Source organism: Brevundimonas sp. LPMIX5, assembly GCF_003576505.1.
In the GTDB taxonomy this organism is placed as follows: Bacteria; Pseudomonadota; Alphaproteobacteria; order Caulobacterales; family Caulobacteraceae; genus Brevundimonas; species Brevundimonas naejangsanensis.
Genome location: NZ_QWTZ01000012.1, coordinates 1 through 15,758, shown reverse-complemented (window position 1 = coordinate 15,758; position 15,758 = coordinate 1). Strand labels below are relative to the sequence as shown.

Genomic DNA, 15,758 nt, shown 5'->3' with positions numbered 1-15,758 from the left:
CAACACAGGTCGTCCTTATCAAGCCTGTCGATATTGCGGCGCACACAAACTGCGACTTGCGTGAAGGGCGCAAAATCTGGTCTAGGGAGCCACGCGTCTGGTTCGCGCAAGGTCAAGACCCATGAAGATCGCAATCCTCGGCGCCGGCGTGATCGGCGTAACCACCGCCCACTACCTGGCCCGCCAGGGGCATGAGGTGACCGTCATCGACCGCCAGAACGGTCCGGCGCTGGAGACCAGCTTCGCCAATGCAGGCGAGATTTCGCCCGGCTATTCCTCGCCCTGGGCCGCGCCCGGCATCCCGGCCAAGGCGGTGAAGTGGCTGTTCATGCGCCACGCCCCGCTGATCCTGCATCCCCAGATCAACGCCCCGACCGTGCGCTGGCTGCTGTCGCTGCTGCGCAACTGCACCTCGGCTCGCTATGCGCTGAACAAGGCGCGCATGGTGCGTCTGGCCGACTACAGCCAGGTGGTGCAGACGGCGCTGAACGAAGAACTGGGTCTTGAATACGACCACCGCACCCAGGGCACGCTGCAACTGTTCCGCACGCAGAAGCAGCTGGACGGCATCTACAAGGACACCGAGGTCCTGCGCGAAGGCGGCGTGCCGTTCGAGGTGCTGGACCAGGACGGCTGCATCGCCGCCGAGCCGGGCCTGAAGGCCACGCGCGACCTGTTCGTCGGCGGTCTGCGCCTGCCGCGTGACGAGACGGGCGACTGCTTCAAATTCACCACTGCCCTCGCCGACCACGCTGCGTCGACGCAGGGCGTGACCTTCCAGTACGGCACGACCATTCAGGGCCTTGTCGCCGAAGGCGGCCGGATCACCGGGGTCAAGACCGACAAGGGACTGGTCACGGCCGACGCCTATGTGCTGGCGCTGGGGTCCTACTCGCCGATGATGGTCAAGCCGCTGGGCATGACCCTGCCGGTCTATCCGGTGAAGGGCTATTCGATCACCGCCCCGATCATCAATGAACCCGCCGCCCCGGTCTCGACCATTATGGACGAGAGCTACAAGGTGGCGATCACCCGTCTGGGCGACCGCATCCGCGTCGGCGGCATGGCCGAGATCGCCGGCTTCTCGGACGCCCTGCCCGAGCGCCGCCGCAATACGCTGGAACACTCGGTCGGCTCGCTCTTCCCCGGCGCGGGCGACCTGAAGGCGGCCAGCTACTGGTCGGGCCTGCGCCCCATGACGCCGGACGGCACCCCGGTCATCGGCAAGACCAAACTCGACAACCTGTTCCTGAACACCGGTCACGGCACGCTGGGCTGGACGATGGCCTGCGGTTCGGCCCGCGTCATCGCCGACCTGATCAGCGGCCAGACCCCGGACATCGAGACGGCCGACCTGGGCATCGCGCGATACGGCCGCTGAACCCTTCTCTCCCTGTGGGAGAAGGGCCTAGCTTCTTGCCTTCGCCGCCACGGCCTTCAGGCCGCTCAGAAGTTGCTCCGTCGCGGCATTGCGTTCGCAGCCGGCGTTGAGGATCAGCCGCAGCGCCTGGACATGCACCTGCACCGGCGGCCAGTCCCAGGCGTCCGCAGACGTCATGCGGTCGGCTGTATCGGCCAGGCTGTAGCCCACGTCGAACAGCGGCCCGGTATCGAAGAAGCCCGCCAGGTCCACGATGCGCGACGCGAGACGATAGACTTCGGCGCCGGGCGCCTGCGGCCGTGCTGCGCACAGGCTTTCCAGCCCCGCAACGGCGGCTTCGATCTCGGCCATGACCTCGGCCTTGTGGCGGCCCAGGCGCTCATCAGCGCGGCGCTGAACATCGGTCAGGGTCCGGCCGCCCGGCTGGGCCATCTGCTGCGCCAGAGAGGTCTTGATCCGGGTGATCACAGGCTCGGTCACAGGGACACCCTCTGCGGTTTCAGCAGCATGTCGATATCGGCCTGATCCATATTCTCTTCGACGGCGTGGCCGATATGGGCCGACAGGTCGCCCTTGCGGCGCCCGGTCATGCCGACGGGCGGGCCGAAATTACGGACGCGCCGGTCGGGGCCGACATAGGTCTCGCACTCGACGAACTCGCGCTCATCGCCCGCCAGCCACAGGATGCGCTTCAACAGCACGGCGGGCGTCAGGGGCTTGGTGATGACGAAGCTGACGCCGCAGTCGCGGCCTTCCTGCACCTTGGACTGGGAGGCGTGGCCCGTGACCAGGATGACGGGCGTATAGCGCATCGGCGCAGGCGTCTCGCGCCGCAGCCAGCGGGTGAAGGCGTAGCCGTCCATCTCAGGATCGCCGCAGTCGATGACGATCAGATCGACCGGACGCTGTTGCAGGACCTTCACCGCCTCGACGGCCGAGGGGCGTTTGATCTGCTCCTTGACGCCGAAGCCCTGAAAGATCGAGCCGAGCATGTCCAGCGCCTGCGGCGTGTCGTCGACCAGCAGCACCGTCGACTGCTCCAGATTGATGCGGTCTTCGGCCATCGCTCAGAACAGTTGCAGCACGCCCGGCGCCGAAGCGCCGGACGCCTCGTCCGGATCGTCGGCGGGCGCCGCCGAGGGGCGGGCGCGATGCGCCGTTTCCTGCATCCGCTCGGCCATCTCGGCCAGAGGCAGGGCCGCCAGGGCGGTGTCCATCGGCTGCTCCTCGGCCACGGCCTGCGCCAGTCCGGCCAGGGCCTCGATCCGCTGGGACAGGACGTCGAAGCTCTGGCTGCGCGTCAGATAGCCCAGCCGCGTCTCGGCCGGCAGTTGGCGCAGCACCTCGGACACCAGCCCGCCCGCCGCCTCGATCTCGGCGCGGATGTCCGACAGCTCCGCCGCCATGGCGGCCAGCAGGTCGCGATTGTCTGTTTCAGCCATCAGAACAGCTCCAGATCCCCGGCAGCGACAGGCGTCGGCGGCGGCGTCGCGGGCGGCAGGCTGGCGCCGTCCGTCACCACGCGCTGACGCGCCCGACCGCTGACCGGCCAATAGTGAATACGACGCCCGCCGGCGCCCCTTAGACTGCGGCTGACGACGGGAATGCCCTCGTCCGCCAGAAACTTCTCGGCGAAGTCGGCGTTGGCCGACCCGATGTCGGTCAGGGCGTCGAACATCCGGCCGCCGCCGAACAGCTTGGCCTCCAGCCGCTCGCGCCGCCCGCCCGCCTTCAGCACGTCGTTGATCAGGACTTCCATCAGATAGGCGCCGTAACGGCGGCTGGCCCCGCTCTCGGCCCCGGCGCCTTCGGGCAGCAGGAAGTGGTTCATCCCCCCGACCCTCGCCTCCGGATCGCGCAGGCACAGGGCCACGCAGCTGCCCAGAACCGTCGTCAGCACGACGTCGGGATCGGACGACACATAGTGATCGCCCTGCCCCACGTGCACGCGCCGCTCGACCGGCTCCTGAACAGCCGCGCCGATCACGTCAGCGGGCCGAACACCGCTTCCAGCTTCTCTTTCAGCTGGGCGGTGGTGAAGGGTTTGACCAGGTAGTTGTTCACGCCGAACTGCACGGCGCGCTGGACCAGCTCGCGGTCGGCCCGGCCGGTCAGCATGATGAAGGCCGTCTTGGAGATCGGCGGATGCGCCCGAATGGCGCGCAGCAGGCTGAGGCCGTCCAGATTCGGCATGTTGAAGTCCGAGATCACCAGATGGACAGGCTGCACCAGCAGCGAGCGCAGGGCCGCCTCGCCGTCGGGCGCTTCCTCGATGTCGCGCACGCCGATCTGCTGCAGACTGGCGCGGACTAAGGAGCGCATCGTCAGCTGATCATCGACGACTAGGGTGCGGATGGCGGAGGCGGCGGGCATGAACGTCCTTACGCGACAGTCTGGGGCGCGGCCGTACGGGCGGCGCAGGATTCGAGGATGGCCGGGGCCATGCGGGACAGGGGCAGCTGGCGCTCGACGGCGCCCAGTTCGAAGGCCGCGCGCGGCATCCCATAGACGACGCAGGACGCCTCGTCCTGGCCCAGGGCGCGGGCGCCCGCCTGGCGCATGGCCAGCAGGCCCTTGGCTCCGTCCTTGCCCATGCCGGTCAGGATGACGCCCGTCATCGGGCGGCCCAGCTGGGCGACCGAACCGAACAGTACGTCGACCGAAGGGCGGTGGCCGTTGACCGGATCGGCGGCGATCAGGCGGCAGCGCCCGCCCGAGGCGACCAGGTGCGCGTCCCCGCCCGGCGCGATGTAGACATGACCCGGCTTCAGCGGCGCGCCATCCTCGGCCTCGCTGACCGTGGCGGCCGAGACCTTGTTCAGACGCGCGGCGAAGCTCCTGGTGAAGCTGGCGGGCATGTGCTGGGTGACGACCGTCGCCGGGCAGTCGGCGGGGAAGGCCGACAGAATGGTCAGCAGGGCCTCGACCCCGCCCGTGGACGAACCAATCGCCAGCACATGGTTGGGGTCGGCGTGATAGGCGCCCTCGTGGCCCTGAACCGCGCGGGTCTCCAGCGGACGGACGCGCGAGCGGGCGGCGACCTTCACCTTTTCGGCCAGATCGCCGAAGGCTTCCTGAACCGGCACGCCGGGCGCGGGCTTGGCCACGGCGTCCACCGCCCCGACCTCCAGAGCGGCCAGGGTCACGTCGGTCCCCGCCTGCGTCAGGGTCGAGACCATGACCACCGGCATGGGCCGCAGCCGCATGATCTTCTCCAGGAACTCCAGCCCGTTCATATTGGGCATCTCGACGTCCAGGGTGATGACGTCGGGGTTCAGCTCCTTGATCTTCGTGCGCGCCTCCAGCGGATCGGCCGCCGTGCCGACCACGTTGATCTCTGGATCGCGGCGCAGGACGGCGCTGATCAGGCTGCGCATGGTGGCGCTGTCGTCCACCACCAGGACCGAGACCGCGCTCATGCCCCCGCTCCCTTGACGTAGGTGGTCAGGCCCGCCGGTTGCAGCTGTTGCGCCGCCGGACCCGTCACCCGCTCGGAATGGCCGATGTAGAGGACGCCGCCGGGGTTCAGGATCGGCGTGAACCGGCCCCAGACGCGCTCCTGGGTCGCGTCGTCGAAATAGATGACCACGTTTCGGCAGAAGATGACGTCGAAACGGCCGCGCATCGGCCAGTCGCCGATCAGATTCAGTTCCTTGAATGTCACCAGCCGCCGCAGTGTCGCATCGGCGCTGAAGCGGCCGGGCGCGCCCGCGACAGGCTCGAAATGCCTGCGCGACGCGGCCGGGACCGGGGCCAGCAGGTCGTCGGAATAGACGCCCTCTGCGCCTTCGGCGACCATGTTGGGGTCGATGTCGGTGGCCAGGATGCGCACGTCCAGATCGGCCGCCTCGGGCAGAACGTCCAGCACCGTCATCGCCATCGAATAGGGCTCCTGTCCGTTCGAACAGGCGGCCGACCACAGGCGCACCCGCCCGCCCGACCGCGCCTTGGCGGCCAGTTCCGGCATCACTCGATCGCGCAGGTGATCGAAGTGGTGCGGCTCGCGATAGAAGCGGGTGACGTTGGTGGTCAGGGCCGCCATCATCGCCTGGCGCTCGTCCACGCCCTGCGCGCCGTCGATCAGGGCGCAGTAGTCGCGGAAGCTGCGGAGCCCCAGCAGGCGCAGTCGCTTGGCCAGGCGCGAATAGACCAGCGCCGCCTTGCCTTCGCTGAGGGCGATGCCTGCGTGGGCGTGCAGGGTCTGGGCGATGTGGCGGAAATCCTCGGCCGTGAAGACGAACTCGCCTTCGACCAGGGCTCCCCGCCCGGCGACGGTCGTCATGCCGCTTCGGCCTCGCTTTCCGGCAGAACGTGATCCAGATCGATCAGGCTGATCATGCGGCCGCCTTCGACAGCGAAGATGCCCTTGACGAAGGACTTCACATGATCGCTGGCCACGTCCGGGGTCGGCTGGATGGCCGCGTCCGACAGTTGCACGATGTCCGACACCGCATCGACCAGCAGGCCGACCAGGCGCGAGCCCACATGGGCCACCATGATGACGTGACGCTCGGTCGGCTCGCCGGTCTGGAGGCCGAAGCGCGCGCCCAGATCGATGATCGGCAGCACCACCCCGCGCAGGTTGATGACGCCCTTCATATAGGCGGGCGAGCGCGGCAGGGGCGTGGCCGGGGCCCAGCCGCGGATCTCGCGCACGCTCATGATGTCGACGCAGAATTCCTGTTCGCCGATGCGGAAGGCGATCAGTTCGCGGTCGGTCCCGGCGACGTTGGGGGTGAGGATTTGGTCAATGTGGGTCATGGTTCAGCTCGCCATTTGCAGGTCGGAACGCGACGGGGTTCGGGAACGCTTGGCGGTCACTAGGGCGTCGATATCGAGGATCAGGGCCACGCGGCCGTCGCCCAAGATGGTGGCGGCGGCCACGCCCTCGACGTGGCGGTAGTTGGATTCCAGGCTCTTGATGACGACCTGGCGCTGGCCGTGGATGGCGTCGACCAGCAGGGCGGCGCGCTGGCCGCTCTCGGTCTCGACGATCATCACCACCCCGCCCTTCAGGACCGTGGGGTCGTCGCGGAAACCCATGACCTGCGCCACGTCCACCAGCGGCACGAAGGCCTCGCGGAAGCGCAGCACCGGATCGACGCCGCCGACGTAATGGACGTCGGCCTCGTTCGGCGTCAGGCTCTCGACGATGGCGGCCAGGGGCGCGACCAGGGTCTGATCGGCCGCGCCGACCACCATGCCGTCCAGCACGGCCAGCGTCAGCGGCAGGCTGAGAGTGAAGGTCGAGCCCTTGCCCGGCACGGAGCTGATCGAGATACGCCCGCCCAGCGACTGGATCGAGCGGCGCACCACGTCCATGCCGACCCCCCGGCCCGACAGGTCCGACACCTCGGTCGCGGTCGAGAAACCGGGCAGGAAGATCAGGTTGTCGATCTCGTCGTCCGACAGGATGGCGTCCTCGGCGATCAGGCCGCGCTCGACGGCGATGCCCTTCACGCGCGGGCGGTTGATGCCCTTGCCGTCGTCGGAGATCTCGATGACGATCCGGCCCGAGCGGTGCAGAGCCGCCAGACGCACCGTCCCCTCGGCCGGTTTGCCCGCCGCCAGACGCTCCTCAGGCCCTTCCAGCCCGTGGTCGATGGCGTTGCGCAACATGTGGGTGATGGGATCGGACAGGCGTTCGATCACCGTCTTGTCGACCTCGGTGTCCTCGCCGGACGTGACCAGTTTCACCTTCTTGCCGGTGGCCTCGGCGGCTTCGCGCACCAGGCGCGGCATCCGCTGGAACACCGACTTCACAGGCTGGGCGCGGATGGCCATGACGCTGTCCTGAATTTCGCGCGTCAGCAGCTCCAGATCTTCGAGGCCCAGACCGATGTCGGACGAGCGGGCCAGGCCGCTTTCGGTCACGCGCTGGGCCAGCATGGCCTGCTGGATGACCAGTTCCCCGACCGCATTGATCAGGCGGTCCACCCGCTCCAGATCGACGCGGATGGTCACGGGCGCGGCGGCGGGGGGCGCCGTTTGCACAGGCGCCGCAGCGGTCGGCGCGGGCGCAGGTTTGACCGGCGACGGCGGCGCGACAGGTTCAGGCGCGGGGGCGATCACAGGCGCGGCGACAGGGGCAGGCGCTTCCGTCGACGCGGCGCCGACCGAGGCCAGCAGGGCGGCGATATCCAGTTCCGACGATGCCGCGCGGGCCAAGGCTGAAGCGTCGCTGTCATCCTCGTCAGCCACGGCGGCGAGCGCGGCCTCGACCGGCGCCGCATCGCCCAGCGGCGTGACGCTGAGATCGCAGTCCATCTCCACGAAGTCGAAGACCTCGCGCACCTCGGTCTCGCTGGCGTCGCCGTCCAGTTCGATGGTCCAGATCAGGTGGCTGTCGGTCGGCTCCAGCGCGTCCAGCAGCGGCAGGCCGCTGTCGTCCATCTGCACCCGCGTCGGGCCCAGGCGGGCCAGTTCGCGCAGCAGCAGCCCGGTCTCATTGGCGCTGGCGTAGAGGCGCGGGTGCGGGCGGAAGACGATCTTCCAGCCGCGCGCAGCGGCCGGGGCCGACAGGTCAGGCAGGGACCCAGGATCAGACAGGGGCGCCGGAGCGGACAGGGGCGCCAAGGCCGCCAGATCCGGCAGAGGCGGCAGGTCGGCCAGATCCGGCAGGCCCGCCGGAGCCTCGAACGCCCCCAGATCCATGGCGACGGGGGTGAAGCCGAAGTCGTCCTCGTCCGGGGCGGCGGCCGCGACCGGGGCGGCGCCGCCATAGGTCAGGGCCTCAAGCTCGGCGACCAGTCCGGCCGAACGAACCGGATCGACGGCTGCGCCCGCGCCGCGCGCCGCGGCGACGTGATCGGCCAGCACGTCGGAGGCGCGCAGCAGGGTCTTCACCGTCGGATCGTCGCACGGCTTCCGGCCCGAGCGCAGCTCGTCCATCAAGGTCTCGAAGACGTGGGCGAAACGGACCAGATCCTCCAGACCGAAGGCCCCGGCCCCGCCCTTCACCGAATGGACGGCGCGGAAGACAGCGTTGATGACCTCGATGTCCGTCGAACCGGACTCCAGCGTCAGCAGATTGCCTTCCAGGTCGGCGAGCAGTTCCTCGCACTCCTGAAAGAAGGTCGCCTTGATCGCCTCGAACGGATCGTCGCTCATCGCCCCACGCCCCTCTTTTCTTACGCCGCCACGCGGCGCACGGCGTCGACCAGACGCACCGGATCGAACGGCTTGACGATCCAGCCGGTGGCCCCGGCCTCGCGGGCGCGCTGCTTCTTGGCGGCGTCGCTCTCGGTCGTCAGGACCAGCACGGGAACGGCGCTGAAGGCCGGGTCGGCCCGCATCCCCTCGATGAAGCCGAAACCGTCCATGCGCGGCATGTTGATGTCGGTGATGACGATGTCGGGGCTCTCGGCCTGAAGCACCTCCAGCCCGTGGACGCCGTCCTCGGCCTGGACCACGCGATAGCCCGCATCCTTGAGCGCCAGCATCAGCATGTCGCGCATGGTGCGCGAATCGTCGACGGTCAGAACGGTCTTGGTCATTGCAGGGCGTCCTGTGTGGAAAGGTCAGCGAGCGAAGCGCCAAAGGCGCTCCATTGGGTCGTCAGCGCCTCGGAAGCATTGACGAAGGTCAAAGCCTGGCCGTCGGCGCGCCAGGTGCGGATCGCCGACAACAGCAGTTGAAGGCACAGCCCGCCCAGCCGCTCGACGGCCGAACCGTCCAGCATCAGGGCCTGACCGCGCGCCGCCAGCAGTTCGCCCTTCAGCGGCTCGGCCGCGCGCAGGTCCAGAACCGGGGCCAGAACGACCGTGGCCGTCATCAGAACTCCTCCCACCCGTCTTCGATGATTTCAGCTTTCAGGGCAGCGCCGCCGCGTCCCATCGTCTTCAGGGCGGCGACCGTCTCGGCCACCGGCTGGGGCGTGCGCGGGGCGGGCGCAACCGGCTCGACGGCGACCGACTCAGGCGCAACCGGCTTGAACGCAGGCGCGCGCAGGGTCGCCGCCTGGGCGCCCTTGGATTGGTCCACCTTGAAGTGCGCCACCGACGCGGCCAGGACATCGGCCTCCTGAGCCAGCGAATGGCTGGCGGCGGTCGATTCCTCGACCATTGCGGCGTTCTGCTGCGTGACCTGATCCATCTGGTTCACGGCGGTATTGACCTGTTGCAGGCCCGTCGCCTGTTCCTGAGCCGAGGCCGAGATTTCCGACATCAGCCCGTCGATTTCCGCCACCCCGGCGACGATGCGGCCCAGGGCCTGGCCGGTCTGGCCGACCAGATTCACGCCCTGCTCCACCTGACGGCCCGAGGCGGTGATCAGGGTCTTGATCTCCTTGGCCGCCTCTGCCGAGCGCTGGGCCAGCGCCCGCACTTCCGAAGCCACCACGGCGAAGCCGCGCCCGGCGTCCCCCGCCCGCGCCGCCTCGACGCCTGCGTTCAGGGCCAGCAGGTTGGTCTGGAAAGCGATTTCGTCGATCACGCCGATGATGGCGCCGATCTGGTTGGACGACTGTTCGATGGCGGTCATGGCGGCGACGGCGTCGCTGACCACCACGCCGGAGGCCTCGGCCTCGTTGCGGGCGGTCTGCACGGCGCGCGAGGCCTGACGCGCGCCGTCGGCGGTCCGGTTCACCGTGGCGGTGATTTCATCCAGAGCGGCGGCGGTCTCTTCCAGGCTGGCGGCCTGCTGCTCGGTACGGCGCGACAGGTCGTCCGAGGCCTGGCTGATCTCGCCCGAGCCCGAGCGGATGGCGGCGACGTTGCCGACCACCACCGCCACCGCCTGCTCCAGCTGGGACACGGCGGCGTTGAAGTCGCTCTTCAGCTGTTCGGCCTTGGGCGCGACATCGGCCGTCATCCGATGCGTCAGGTCGCCATGAGCCATCGCATTCAGGCCCTGGGCCAGGGCGGTGATGGCGATGCGGTCCTCTTCGGCCGCCCTGGCCTTTTCGGCCTCGACGCGGGCCCGCTCTTCCTCAACCGCGCGACGCTGGGCGGCCGTCTCGGCCTCAAGGGCTTCCTTGGCGATGGCGGCGTCCTTGAAGGTCTGGACGGCGGCGGCCATCTGGCCGACCTCGTCCTTGCGGCCGGCGGCCGGAACAGGGACGGAGGTGTCGCCCGAGGCCAGGCGGCGCATGGCCGTCGTCATCGCCGTCAGCGGCTTGGCCAGAACATTGGTCAGCATCACCGCCATGCCGCCCGCCAGCGCCAGGGCCAACAGCAGGCCGCCGATCAGCACAATGCGGGCCGTCTTGGCGGCCGACACCTGCTTGTCGCCATAGACGCGGCTTTCCTGAACCTTCTTCTCGATCAGTCCGTCCAGCGCGCTTTCAGCCGGATCGATGAATTTGTCCGCCTGGCCTTCGCGGCCGACCATGGCGATGGCCTGCATCCAGCCCGCCTGATCGGCGACCATGACCCGGCCGCGCTGAACCACCTGCTTGTTCCACTCGTCCGCAGCCGTGCGGGCCGCCCGCGCCTGAGCGGCGCTGGAGCGGTCCAGCTGGACCAGCCGGTCCAGGCTCTGATTGAAACTCTTGCGATGCTCTTCGACACGCTGAAGGTAATAGGGGTCGCGCGACACCAGGAAGCCGCGATAGCTGGCCTCCTGACGCGCCAGATAGAATTGCGCCGCCTCGGCCTCACGCTGGACCACGCCTGCGCGCGAACGATCCGTCCGCGCCGCGTCAAGCGCATTGATCTGCAAAAACACCGTCAGCCCCATGGCGACGATGGCCAGAATCACGACCGCAAAGGCCGCCATCAGTTTCTTTTCGATCTTCAGGTCGCTCAACATGGCGTCCATCTAACTCTTCCCCCGTGAAGATTCTCTTGAGAGCCGAAAACGGCTTTCGATCAGAAGTTGAAGCTGAGCGCACCGACCAGGCGCCCGTCATAGCTATCGCCCAGCGAACGACTGTCGGTGTCGTACCAGCGGGCGTCGATCGCCCATCGCTCGCTCAGGTTGTATTTTACGCCCAGGTTCCAGGCGTTGTAGTCGGCCCCGCCGTCCGCCGAACGAACGGCGAAGGCGGCCGAGGCCCGGGCGCGCGGGCCCAGCGGCGCGGCCGCCTGAGCCTCGATCCACCAGGCCTGCCGCGTCGCGGCGAAGCCGTCCGGCGTGTAGTTGACGCGCAGCCGTCCGGACACGCGCCCGAACCTGCGCGAGACGTCCGCCTGATATTCCCAATAGTTGGCGTCGACGCCGGCCCGCGTCCCAGGCAGGTCGCGGTTCATCACCGACAGATCAAAGGCGAAGCCCGCCGCCCTGGGCCGCCAGCCCAGAGCCGTGATGATCTCGGCGTCCGAACCCTGAGACAGGTTGGCGGTCGAGGCGAAGACGCTGCCGTAGAGATCGCCGTACGACGCCTCCAGCGTTCCGTTCAGGCTGGGATCGCCCGCGCTCTTGCCCAGCCCCTTGCCGACGTATTCGCTGGCGAGGCCCAGTTGGCCGCTCCAGCGGCCATCTACGGACTGCGCCGTCGCCGGGTTAGCAGCACAGGCGACTGCGACCAGAGCCGCCGTACAAAGCCCGCGCGCGCCATTCTGGCGGGGGGCTGAAACATGAAAGGGCATTCGGACCTCTTTTGAGTGAGGCCTTCTTGCCGGGCATATCCGTATGGAATCGTAAACTGCCGCCTACGTATAAATCCGCATGTCCCGACGAGGGACGTCGCAACCACAAGATCGACATCTGCTGACGACATGAATCTCCAGCGTCGAAACGGTAGAGTTAAGCAACAGCGTTAACAAGGTAACGAATATCGTCGTTATCTTTAGAAATGTCGCTTTCTGTGATCTCTCTGATCACTGGCGATGATTGCAACCTTCACTGCGAATATTTAGAACCCCGCAACGTCTTGATTCTGACGATGCTGTTACGAAAGATCTCGGCCCTGGTCGGGCAGGCGCGAGGAGGACTTTCGATTTATTCCGCATTGGATCGTCACCACCCCGTCGCCTCGCATCGCAAGCCCCACGCCTGGGCTGCGGCTCTGGCGTTCTCGACGCTGACGGGCGCCGTCCTGGCGTTCGCCCTGGCGTTTCCGTGGGCAGCGACCCGCCCGGCGCTCCTGATCGCCCTGGTCTTCATCCTGCTGTCGATCCTGAGCCTGATCGCAGCCTGGCGTCAGGACCGCGACATGGCGCGCCAACTGACGGCGCGCGACGCCATGCTGCACGCCGCCTTCCTGTCGACCCCCGCCCTCACCCTCAGCCGGGAAGGTCTGATCCAGCGGATGAACGGCTCCGCCGTGGCCCTGTTCGGCCTGCCGCGCGAGGCGGCGCTGGGACGCGCCTTTTCCGATCTGACGGCCGAGTTCGACATAGACGCCGTCCTCCGGTCCGACGCCCAGGCGGGCCACTTGGAAAACCGCCGCGGCTATTGGACCGGCCGCCGCGCCGACGGCTCGACCTTTCCGCTCAGCCTGCGCTTCGGTCTGATCCCCTCGACGCCTGGCCCCGGCGGATCGGGCGTGGAGCACGTGGCCGTGGCCCTGACCGACCTGACGCACTCACATGCCGCCGAGGCGCAGGCGCGTGAACTGCACGCCCAGCTCAACAAGGTCTGGCGACTGAATTCCCTGGGCGAGATGGCCGCCACCCTGGCCCATGAGCTGAACCAGCCGCTCAGCGCCGCGACCGCCTATATTCACGCCAGCCAGGCGGAAATGCTAAAGGCCGGCCCCGCCGCCGACGCCGCCCGCCCGCCGCTTGATCTGGCCAAGGGCCAGTTGCTTCGCGCCGGCAAGCTGATCCACCGAATGCGCGAGCTTCTGACCATTGAAACCAGCGTGTTGGGGCGCGAGCGCGTCTCCTCCATGATCGAAGATCTGGCGCCCATTCTGCAGATGATCGGCCAGGACAAGAAGGTCGAGGTCCGCCTCGACGCCGAGGCCGAGGACGACGACGTCCGCGCCGACCGCATCCAGTTCCAGCAGGCTCTGGTCAATCTGGTGCGCAATGCGGTCGAAGCGGCGGCGGACCGTCCGGGCGGCGGCGCCGTCCACGTGACCGGCCGCGTGGAAGGTCCCGTCTATCGCATCAGCGTCGAGGACAACGGCGGCGGCATCGCCGAGGCGGACGTCGAACATATCTTCCAGCCCCTGACCACCACCAAGTCGGGCGGGATGGGTCTGGGCCTGTCGGTCACGCGCACCATCGTGGAACGTCACGGCGGCGCCCTGTCGGCGCAACGCAGCCCCTCGCTGGGCGGCGCCGCCTTCGCCTTCGCCCTGCGCCGTCACGAGGGAGGTTCGCGATGAGCCGTTCCGTCTTCGTCATCGACGATGATCACGCCGTCCGGGACTCCCTGCTGGCCCTGTTGCGCGCTGACGGCGTGCGGGCGCGCGGCTTCGCCGGAGGCGCCGACTTCTTCGCCGCCCTGCCGCAGGACGCCGCCGCCTGCGTCATCACCGACGTGCGGATGCCCGGCATGGACGGCGGCGAACTGGTGCGCCGCCTGATCGATCTGCGCGGAAACGCCTGGCCCATCATCGTCATCACCGGCCACGCCGATGTGACGATGGCGGTGCAGATGATGAAGTCCGGCATCGTCGATTTCATCGAAAAGCCGTTCGACCCTGAGCGCCTGATCGAGGCCGTCCGCGCCTGTCTGAACCGGATGGACGATCTGGACCAACGCCAGCAAGCCCGTCAGGCGGCGCAGATGCGGCTGGGGCGGCTGACCCCGCGCGAGCGCCAGGTCTTCGACGCCCTGATCGCGGGCTTGTCCAACAAGGAGATCGCGCTGCAGCTGAAGATCAGCCCGCGCACGGTCGAGGTCTTCCGCGCCAAGGTCATGGCCAAGATGGAGGCCGACAGCCTGTCGGCCCTGGTCCGCATGGGGCTGATGCTCGGCTAGACTTTCGCGCGGCCGTGCAGCCTCGTCCGCGCCGAGGCGTTATGACGGCTACCCGCCCTCGTTCCTGCGTCTTGCGTCCAAGGAGTTCGCCCCATGTCTGATCCCGCCCGTCTGCTGCGTCATCAGGCCTATGTCGACGGCCGCTGGATCGACGCCGACGGCGGCGGAACCCTCGAAGTGACCAACCCGGCTACAGGCGAGGTTCTGGCGACGGTCCCCGACATGGGCGCCCCTGAGACCCGCCGCGCCATCGCCGCCGCCGAGGCCGCCATGAAGCCGTGGGCCGCGAAAACGGCGGGCGAGCGCGCCCGCATTCTTCGCCGCTGGTTCGACCTGATGATGAGCGAGCAGGACGCCCTTGGCCGCCTGTTGACCCGAGAACAGGGCAAGAGCCTGACCGAGGCCAAGGGCGAGATCGCCTATGCCGCCAGCTTCATCGAATGGTTCGCCGAAGAGGGCAAACGCACCTATGGCGAGGTCATCCCCAGCCATGACGCCTCCAAGCGGCTGGTGACTCTGCGCCAGCCGGTCGGGGTGGTCGGGGCCATCACGCCGTGGAACTTCCCCGCCGCCATGATCACCCGCAAGGTCGGCCCAGCGCTGGCCGCCGGTTGCGCCGTGGTGCTGAAACCCGCCAGCCAGACGCCGCTGTCGGCCTTGGCGCTGGCCGTGCTGGCGGAAGAAGCGGGCCTGCCGCCCGGTCTGTTCAACGTCGTCACCGGCTCGGCCTCAGCCATCGGCGGCGAACTGACGTCAAATGAGACGGTGCGCAAGATCAGCTTCACCGGCTCGACCGAGATCGGCCGCCTGCTGATGAAACAGTCGTCGGACACCATCAAGAAGATGAGCCTCGAACTGGGCGGCAACGCCCCCTTCCTGGTCTTCGACGACGCCGATGTGGACGCCGCCGTGGCGGGCGCCGTGGCATCGAAGTACCGCAACGCGGGCCAGACCTGCGTCTGCACCAACCGCTTCTATGTGCAGGCGGCCGTCTACGATGAGTTCGTCGCCAAGCTGACCAAGGCCACCGAGGCGCTGAAGGTCGGAAACGGCCTCGACGACAGCGTCCAGATCGGCCCCCTGATCGACGACAAGGCGGTGAAGAAGGTCGAGGAACACGTCGCCGACGCCCTGGCCAAGGGGGCGACCCTTTTGACCGGCGGCGAACGCCACGACCTGGGCCGCACCTTCTTCCAGCCGACCGTCCTGTCGGGCGTGACCCAGGACATGAAGATGTGCCGCGAGGAGACCTTCGGCCCCGTCTCCGGCGTCGTCCGCTTCGAGACGGAAAAGGAAGGGATCGCCCTGGCCAACGACACCATCTTCGGGCTGGCGGGCTATTTCTATGCCCGCGACCTGAGCCGCGTCTGGCGGGTGGCCGAGGCGATGCAGACCGGCATGATCGGCATCAACACCGGCCTGATCTCCACCGAGGTCGCCCCCTTCGGCGGCATCAAGCAGTCCGGCCTCGGCCGCGAAGGCTCCAGCCACGGCATCGAGGACTACCTGGAGATCAAATACCTCTGCATGGGTCTTTGATCCCTCTCCCGATGGGAGAGGG

The 15,758-nt window shown here is 68.2% G+C and carries 17 protein-coding genes; 4 read left to right on the top strand and 13 right to left on the bottom strand.

Annotated features, from left to right (window positions below):
* Positions 1-97: 97 nt before the first annotated feature.
* Entirely contained in the window at positions 98-1,381 is a 1,284-nt protein-coding gene (locus D1604_RS11455; protein WP_373561213.1) for a D-amino acid dehydrogenase, read from the top strand.
* A 27-nt stretch (positions 1,382-1,408) separates the two neighbouring features.
* On the opposite strand, the gene D1604_RS11450 is transcribed toward D1604_RS11455, so the two are convergent.
* Genes D1604_RS11450 through D1604_RS11390 form a run of 13 tightly spaced genes read right to left on the bottom strand, consistent with a single transcriptional unit; the run spans position 1,409 to position 11,910 of the window.
* The gene (locus D1604_RS11450; RefSeq protein WP_119413389.1) at positions 1,409-1,861 is read right to left on the bottom strand and encodes a chemotaxis protein CheE; all 453 of its coding nucleotides are present in this window, start codon (positions 1,859-1,861) and stop codon (positions 1,409-1,411) included.
* Positions 1,858-2,445 (bottom strand): response regulator, encoded by a 588-nt coding sequence (locus tag D1604_RS11445; RefSeq protein ID WP_119413388.1) that lies wholly within the window; start codon positions 2,443-2,445, stop codon positions 1,858-1,860. Before D1604_RS11445 ends, D1604_RS11450 begins: the two co-directional genes overlap by 4 nt.
* Positions 2,446-2,448: 3 nt before the next feature.
* Positions 2,449-2,823: a hypothetical protein gene (locus D1604_RS11440; protein WP_119413387.1), complete on the bottom strand. Its 375-nt coding sequence runs from the start codon at positions 2,821-2,823 to the stop codon at positions 2,449-2,451.
* The gene (locus D1604_RS11435; RefSeq protein ID WP_119413386.1) at positions 2,823-3,368 is read right to left on the bottom strand and encodes a chemotaxis protein CheD; all 546 of its coding nucleotides are present in this window, start codon (positions 3,366-3,368) and stop codon (positions 2,823-2,825) included. Before D1604_RS11435 ends, D1604_RS11440 begins: the two co-directional genes overlap by 1 nt.
* A complete protein-coding gene (locus D1604_RS11430) occupies positions 3,365-3,754 on the bottom strand; it encodes a response regulator (RefSeq protein WP_003169183.1) in 390 nt (129 codons plus the stop codon). Before D1604_RS11430 ends, D1604_RS11435 begins: the two co-directional genes overlap by 4 nt.
* Before the next feature lie 8 nt (positions 3,755-3,762).
* Complete coding sequence (locus D1604_RS11425; protein ID WP_119413385.1) at positions 3,763-4,800, bottom strand: protein-glutamate methylesterase/protein-glutamine glutaminase; 1,038 nt, start codon at positions 4,798-4,800, stop codon at positions 3,763-3,765.
* On the bottom strand, positions 4,797-5,663 hold the full coding sequence (locus D1604_RS11420; protein ID WP_119413384.1) for a CheR family methyltransferase: 867 nt from the start codon (positions 5,661-5,663) through the stop codon (positions 4,797-4,799). The genes D1604_RS11425 and D1604_RS11420 overlap by 4 nt, the downstream gene beginning before the upstream one ends.
* Positions 5,660-6,142, bottom strand: coding sequence for a chemotaxis protein CheW (locus D1604_RS11415; RefSeq protein WP_119413383.1), 483 nt, complete (start codon positions 6,140-6,142; stop codon positions 5,660-5,662). The genes D1604_RS11420 and D1604_RS11415 overlap by 4 nt, the downstream gene beginning before the upstream one ends.
* A 3-nt stretch (positions 6,143-6,145) precedes the next feature.
* Positions 6,146-8,491, bottom strand: coding sequence for a chemotaxis protein CheA (locus D1604_RS11410; protein ID WP_119413382.1), 2,346 nt, complete (start codon positions 8,489-8,491; stop codon positions 6,146-6,148).
* A gap of 20 nt (positions 8,492-8,511) precedes the next feature.
* Positions 8,512-8,877, bottom strand: a complete 366-nt coding sequence (locus D1604_RS11405) for a response regulator (RefSeq protein WP_003169188.1) — start codon at positions 8,875-8,877, stop codon at positions 8,512-8,514.
* On the bottom strand, positions 8,874-9,155 hold the full coding sequence (locus tag D1604_RS11400) for an STAS domain-containing protein (RefSeq protein WP_119413381.1): 282 nt from the start codon (positions 9,153-9,155) through the stop codon (positions 8,874-8,876). Before D1604_RS11400 ends, D1604_RS11405 begins: the two co-directional genes overlap by 4 nt.
* Positions 9,155-11,140 carry a methyl-accepting chemotaxis protein gene (locus D1604_RS11395; protein WP_119413380.1) on the bottom strand — a complete coding sequence of 662 codons (1,986 nt, stop codon included), beginning with the start codon at positions 11,138-11,140 and terminating at the stop codon, positions 9,155-9,157. Before D1604_RS11395 ends, D1604_RS11400 begins: the two co-directional genes overlap by 1 nt.
* A gap of 50 nt (positions 11,141-11,190) precedes the next feature.
* A complete protein-coding gene (locus tag D1604_RS11390) occupies positions 11,191-11,910 on the bottom strand; it encodes a TorF family putative porin (RefSeq protein ID WP_119413379.1) in 720 nt (239 codons plus the stop codon).
* A 296-nt stretch (positions 11,911-12,206) separates the two neighbouring features.
* Between D1604_RS11390 and D1604_RS11385 the strand changes: the two genes are divergently transcribed.
* The 3 genes from D1604_RS11385 to D1604_RS11375 all read left to right on the top strand — a co-directional run bounded on the left by D1604_RS11385 (position 12,207) and on the right by D1604_RS11375 (position 15,736).
* Entirely contained in the window at positions 12,207-13,598 is a 1,392-nt protein-coding gene (locus D1604_RS11385) for a two-component system sensor histidine kinase NtrB (protein WP_233552061.1), read from the top strand.
* A complete protein-coding gene (locus D1604_RS11380) occupies positions 13,595-14,197 on the top strand; it encodes a response regulator transcription factor (RefSeq protein WP_119413378.1) in 603 nt (200 codons plus the stop codon). The genes D1604_RS11385 and D1604_RS11380 overlap by 4 nt, the downstream gene beginning before the upstream one ends.
* 93 nt (positions 14,198-14,290) lie before the next feature.
* A complete protein-coding gene (locus D1604_RS11375) occupies positions 14,291-15,736 on the top strand; it encodes an NAD-dependent succinate-semialdehyde dehydrogenase (protein WP_119413377.1) in 1,446 nt (481 codons plus the stop codon).
* Positions 15,737-15,758: the final 22 nt, after the last annotated feature.

Excerpts from the sequence above, each read along its gene's own strand:
- D1604_RS11390 (WP_119413379.1), bottom strand. The coding sequence starts at position 11,910 with ATGCCCTTTCATGTTTCAGCCCCCCGCCAGAATGGCGCGCGCGGGCTT.
- D1604_RS11415 (WP_119413383.1), bottom strand. The coding sequence starts at position 6,142 with ATGACCCACATTGACCAAATCCTCACCCCCAACGTCGCCGGGACCGAC.
- D1604_RS11400 (WP_119413381.1), bottom strand. The coding sequence starts at position 9,155 with ATGACGGCCACGGTCGTTCTGGCCCCGGTTCTGGACCTGCGCGCGGCC.
- D1604_RS11445 (WP_119413388.1), bottom strand. The coding sequence starts at position 2,445 with ATGGCCGAAGACCGCATCAATCTGGAGCAGTCGACGGTGCTGCTGGTC.
- D1604_RS11410 (WP_119413382.1), bottom strand. The coding sequence starts at position 8,491 with ATGAGCGACGATCCGTTCGAGGCGATCAAGGCGACCTTCTTTCAGGAG.
- D1604_RS11430 (WP_003169183.1), bottom strand. The coding sequence starts at position 3,754 with ATGCCCGCCGCCTCCGCCATCCGCACCCTAGTCGTCGATGATCAGCTG.
- D1604_RS11395 (WP_119413380.1), bottom strand. The coding sequence starts at position 11,140 with ATGGACGCCATGTTGAGCGACCTGAAGATCGAAAAGAAACTGATGGCG.
- D1604_RS11440 (WP_119413387.1), bottom strand. The coding sequence starts at position 2,823 with ATGGCTGAAACAGACAATCGCGACCTGCTGGCCGCCATGGCGGCGGAG.
- D1604_RS11380 (WP_119413378.1), top strand. The coding sequence starts at position 13,595 with ATGAGCCGTTCCGTCTTCGTCATCGACGATGATCACGCCGTCCGGGAC.
- D1604_RS11420 (WP_119413384.1), bottom strand. The coding sequence starts at position 5,663 with ATGACGACCGTCGCCGGGCGGGGAGCCCTGGTCGAAGGCGAGTTCGTC.
- D1604_RS11425 (WP_119413385.1), bottom strand. The coding sequence starts at position 4,800 with ATGAGCGCGGTCTCGGTCCTGGTGGTGGACGACAGCGCCACCATGCGC.
- D1604_RS11405 (WP_003169188.1), bottom strand. The coding sequence starts at position 8,877 with ATGACCAAGACCGTTCTGACCGTCGACGATTCGCGCACCATGCGCGAC.
- D1604_RS11385 (WP_233552061.1), top strand. The coding sequence starts at position 12,207 with ATGCTGTTACGAAAGATCTCGGCCCTGGTCGGGCAGGCGCGAGGAGGA.
- D1604_RS11375 (WP_119413377.1), top strand. The coding sequence starts at position 14,291 with ATGTCTGATCCCGCCCGTCTGCTGCGTCATCAGGCCTATGTCGACGGC.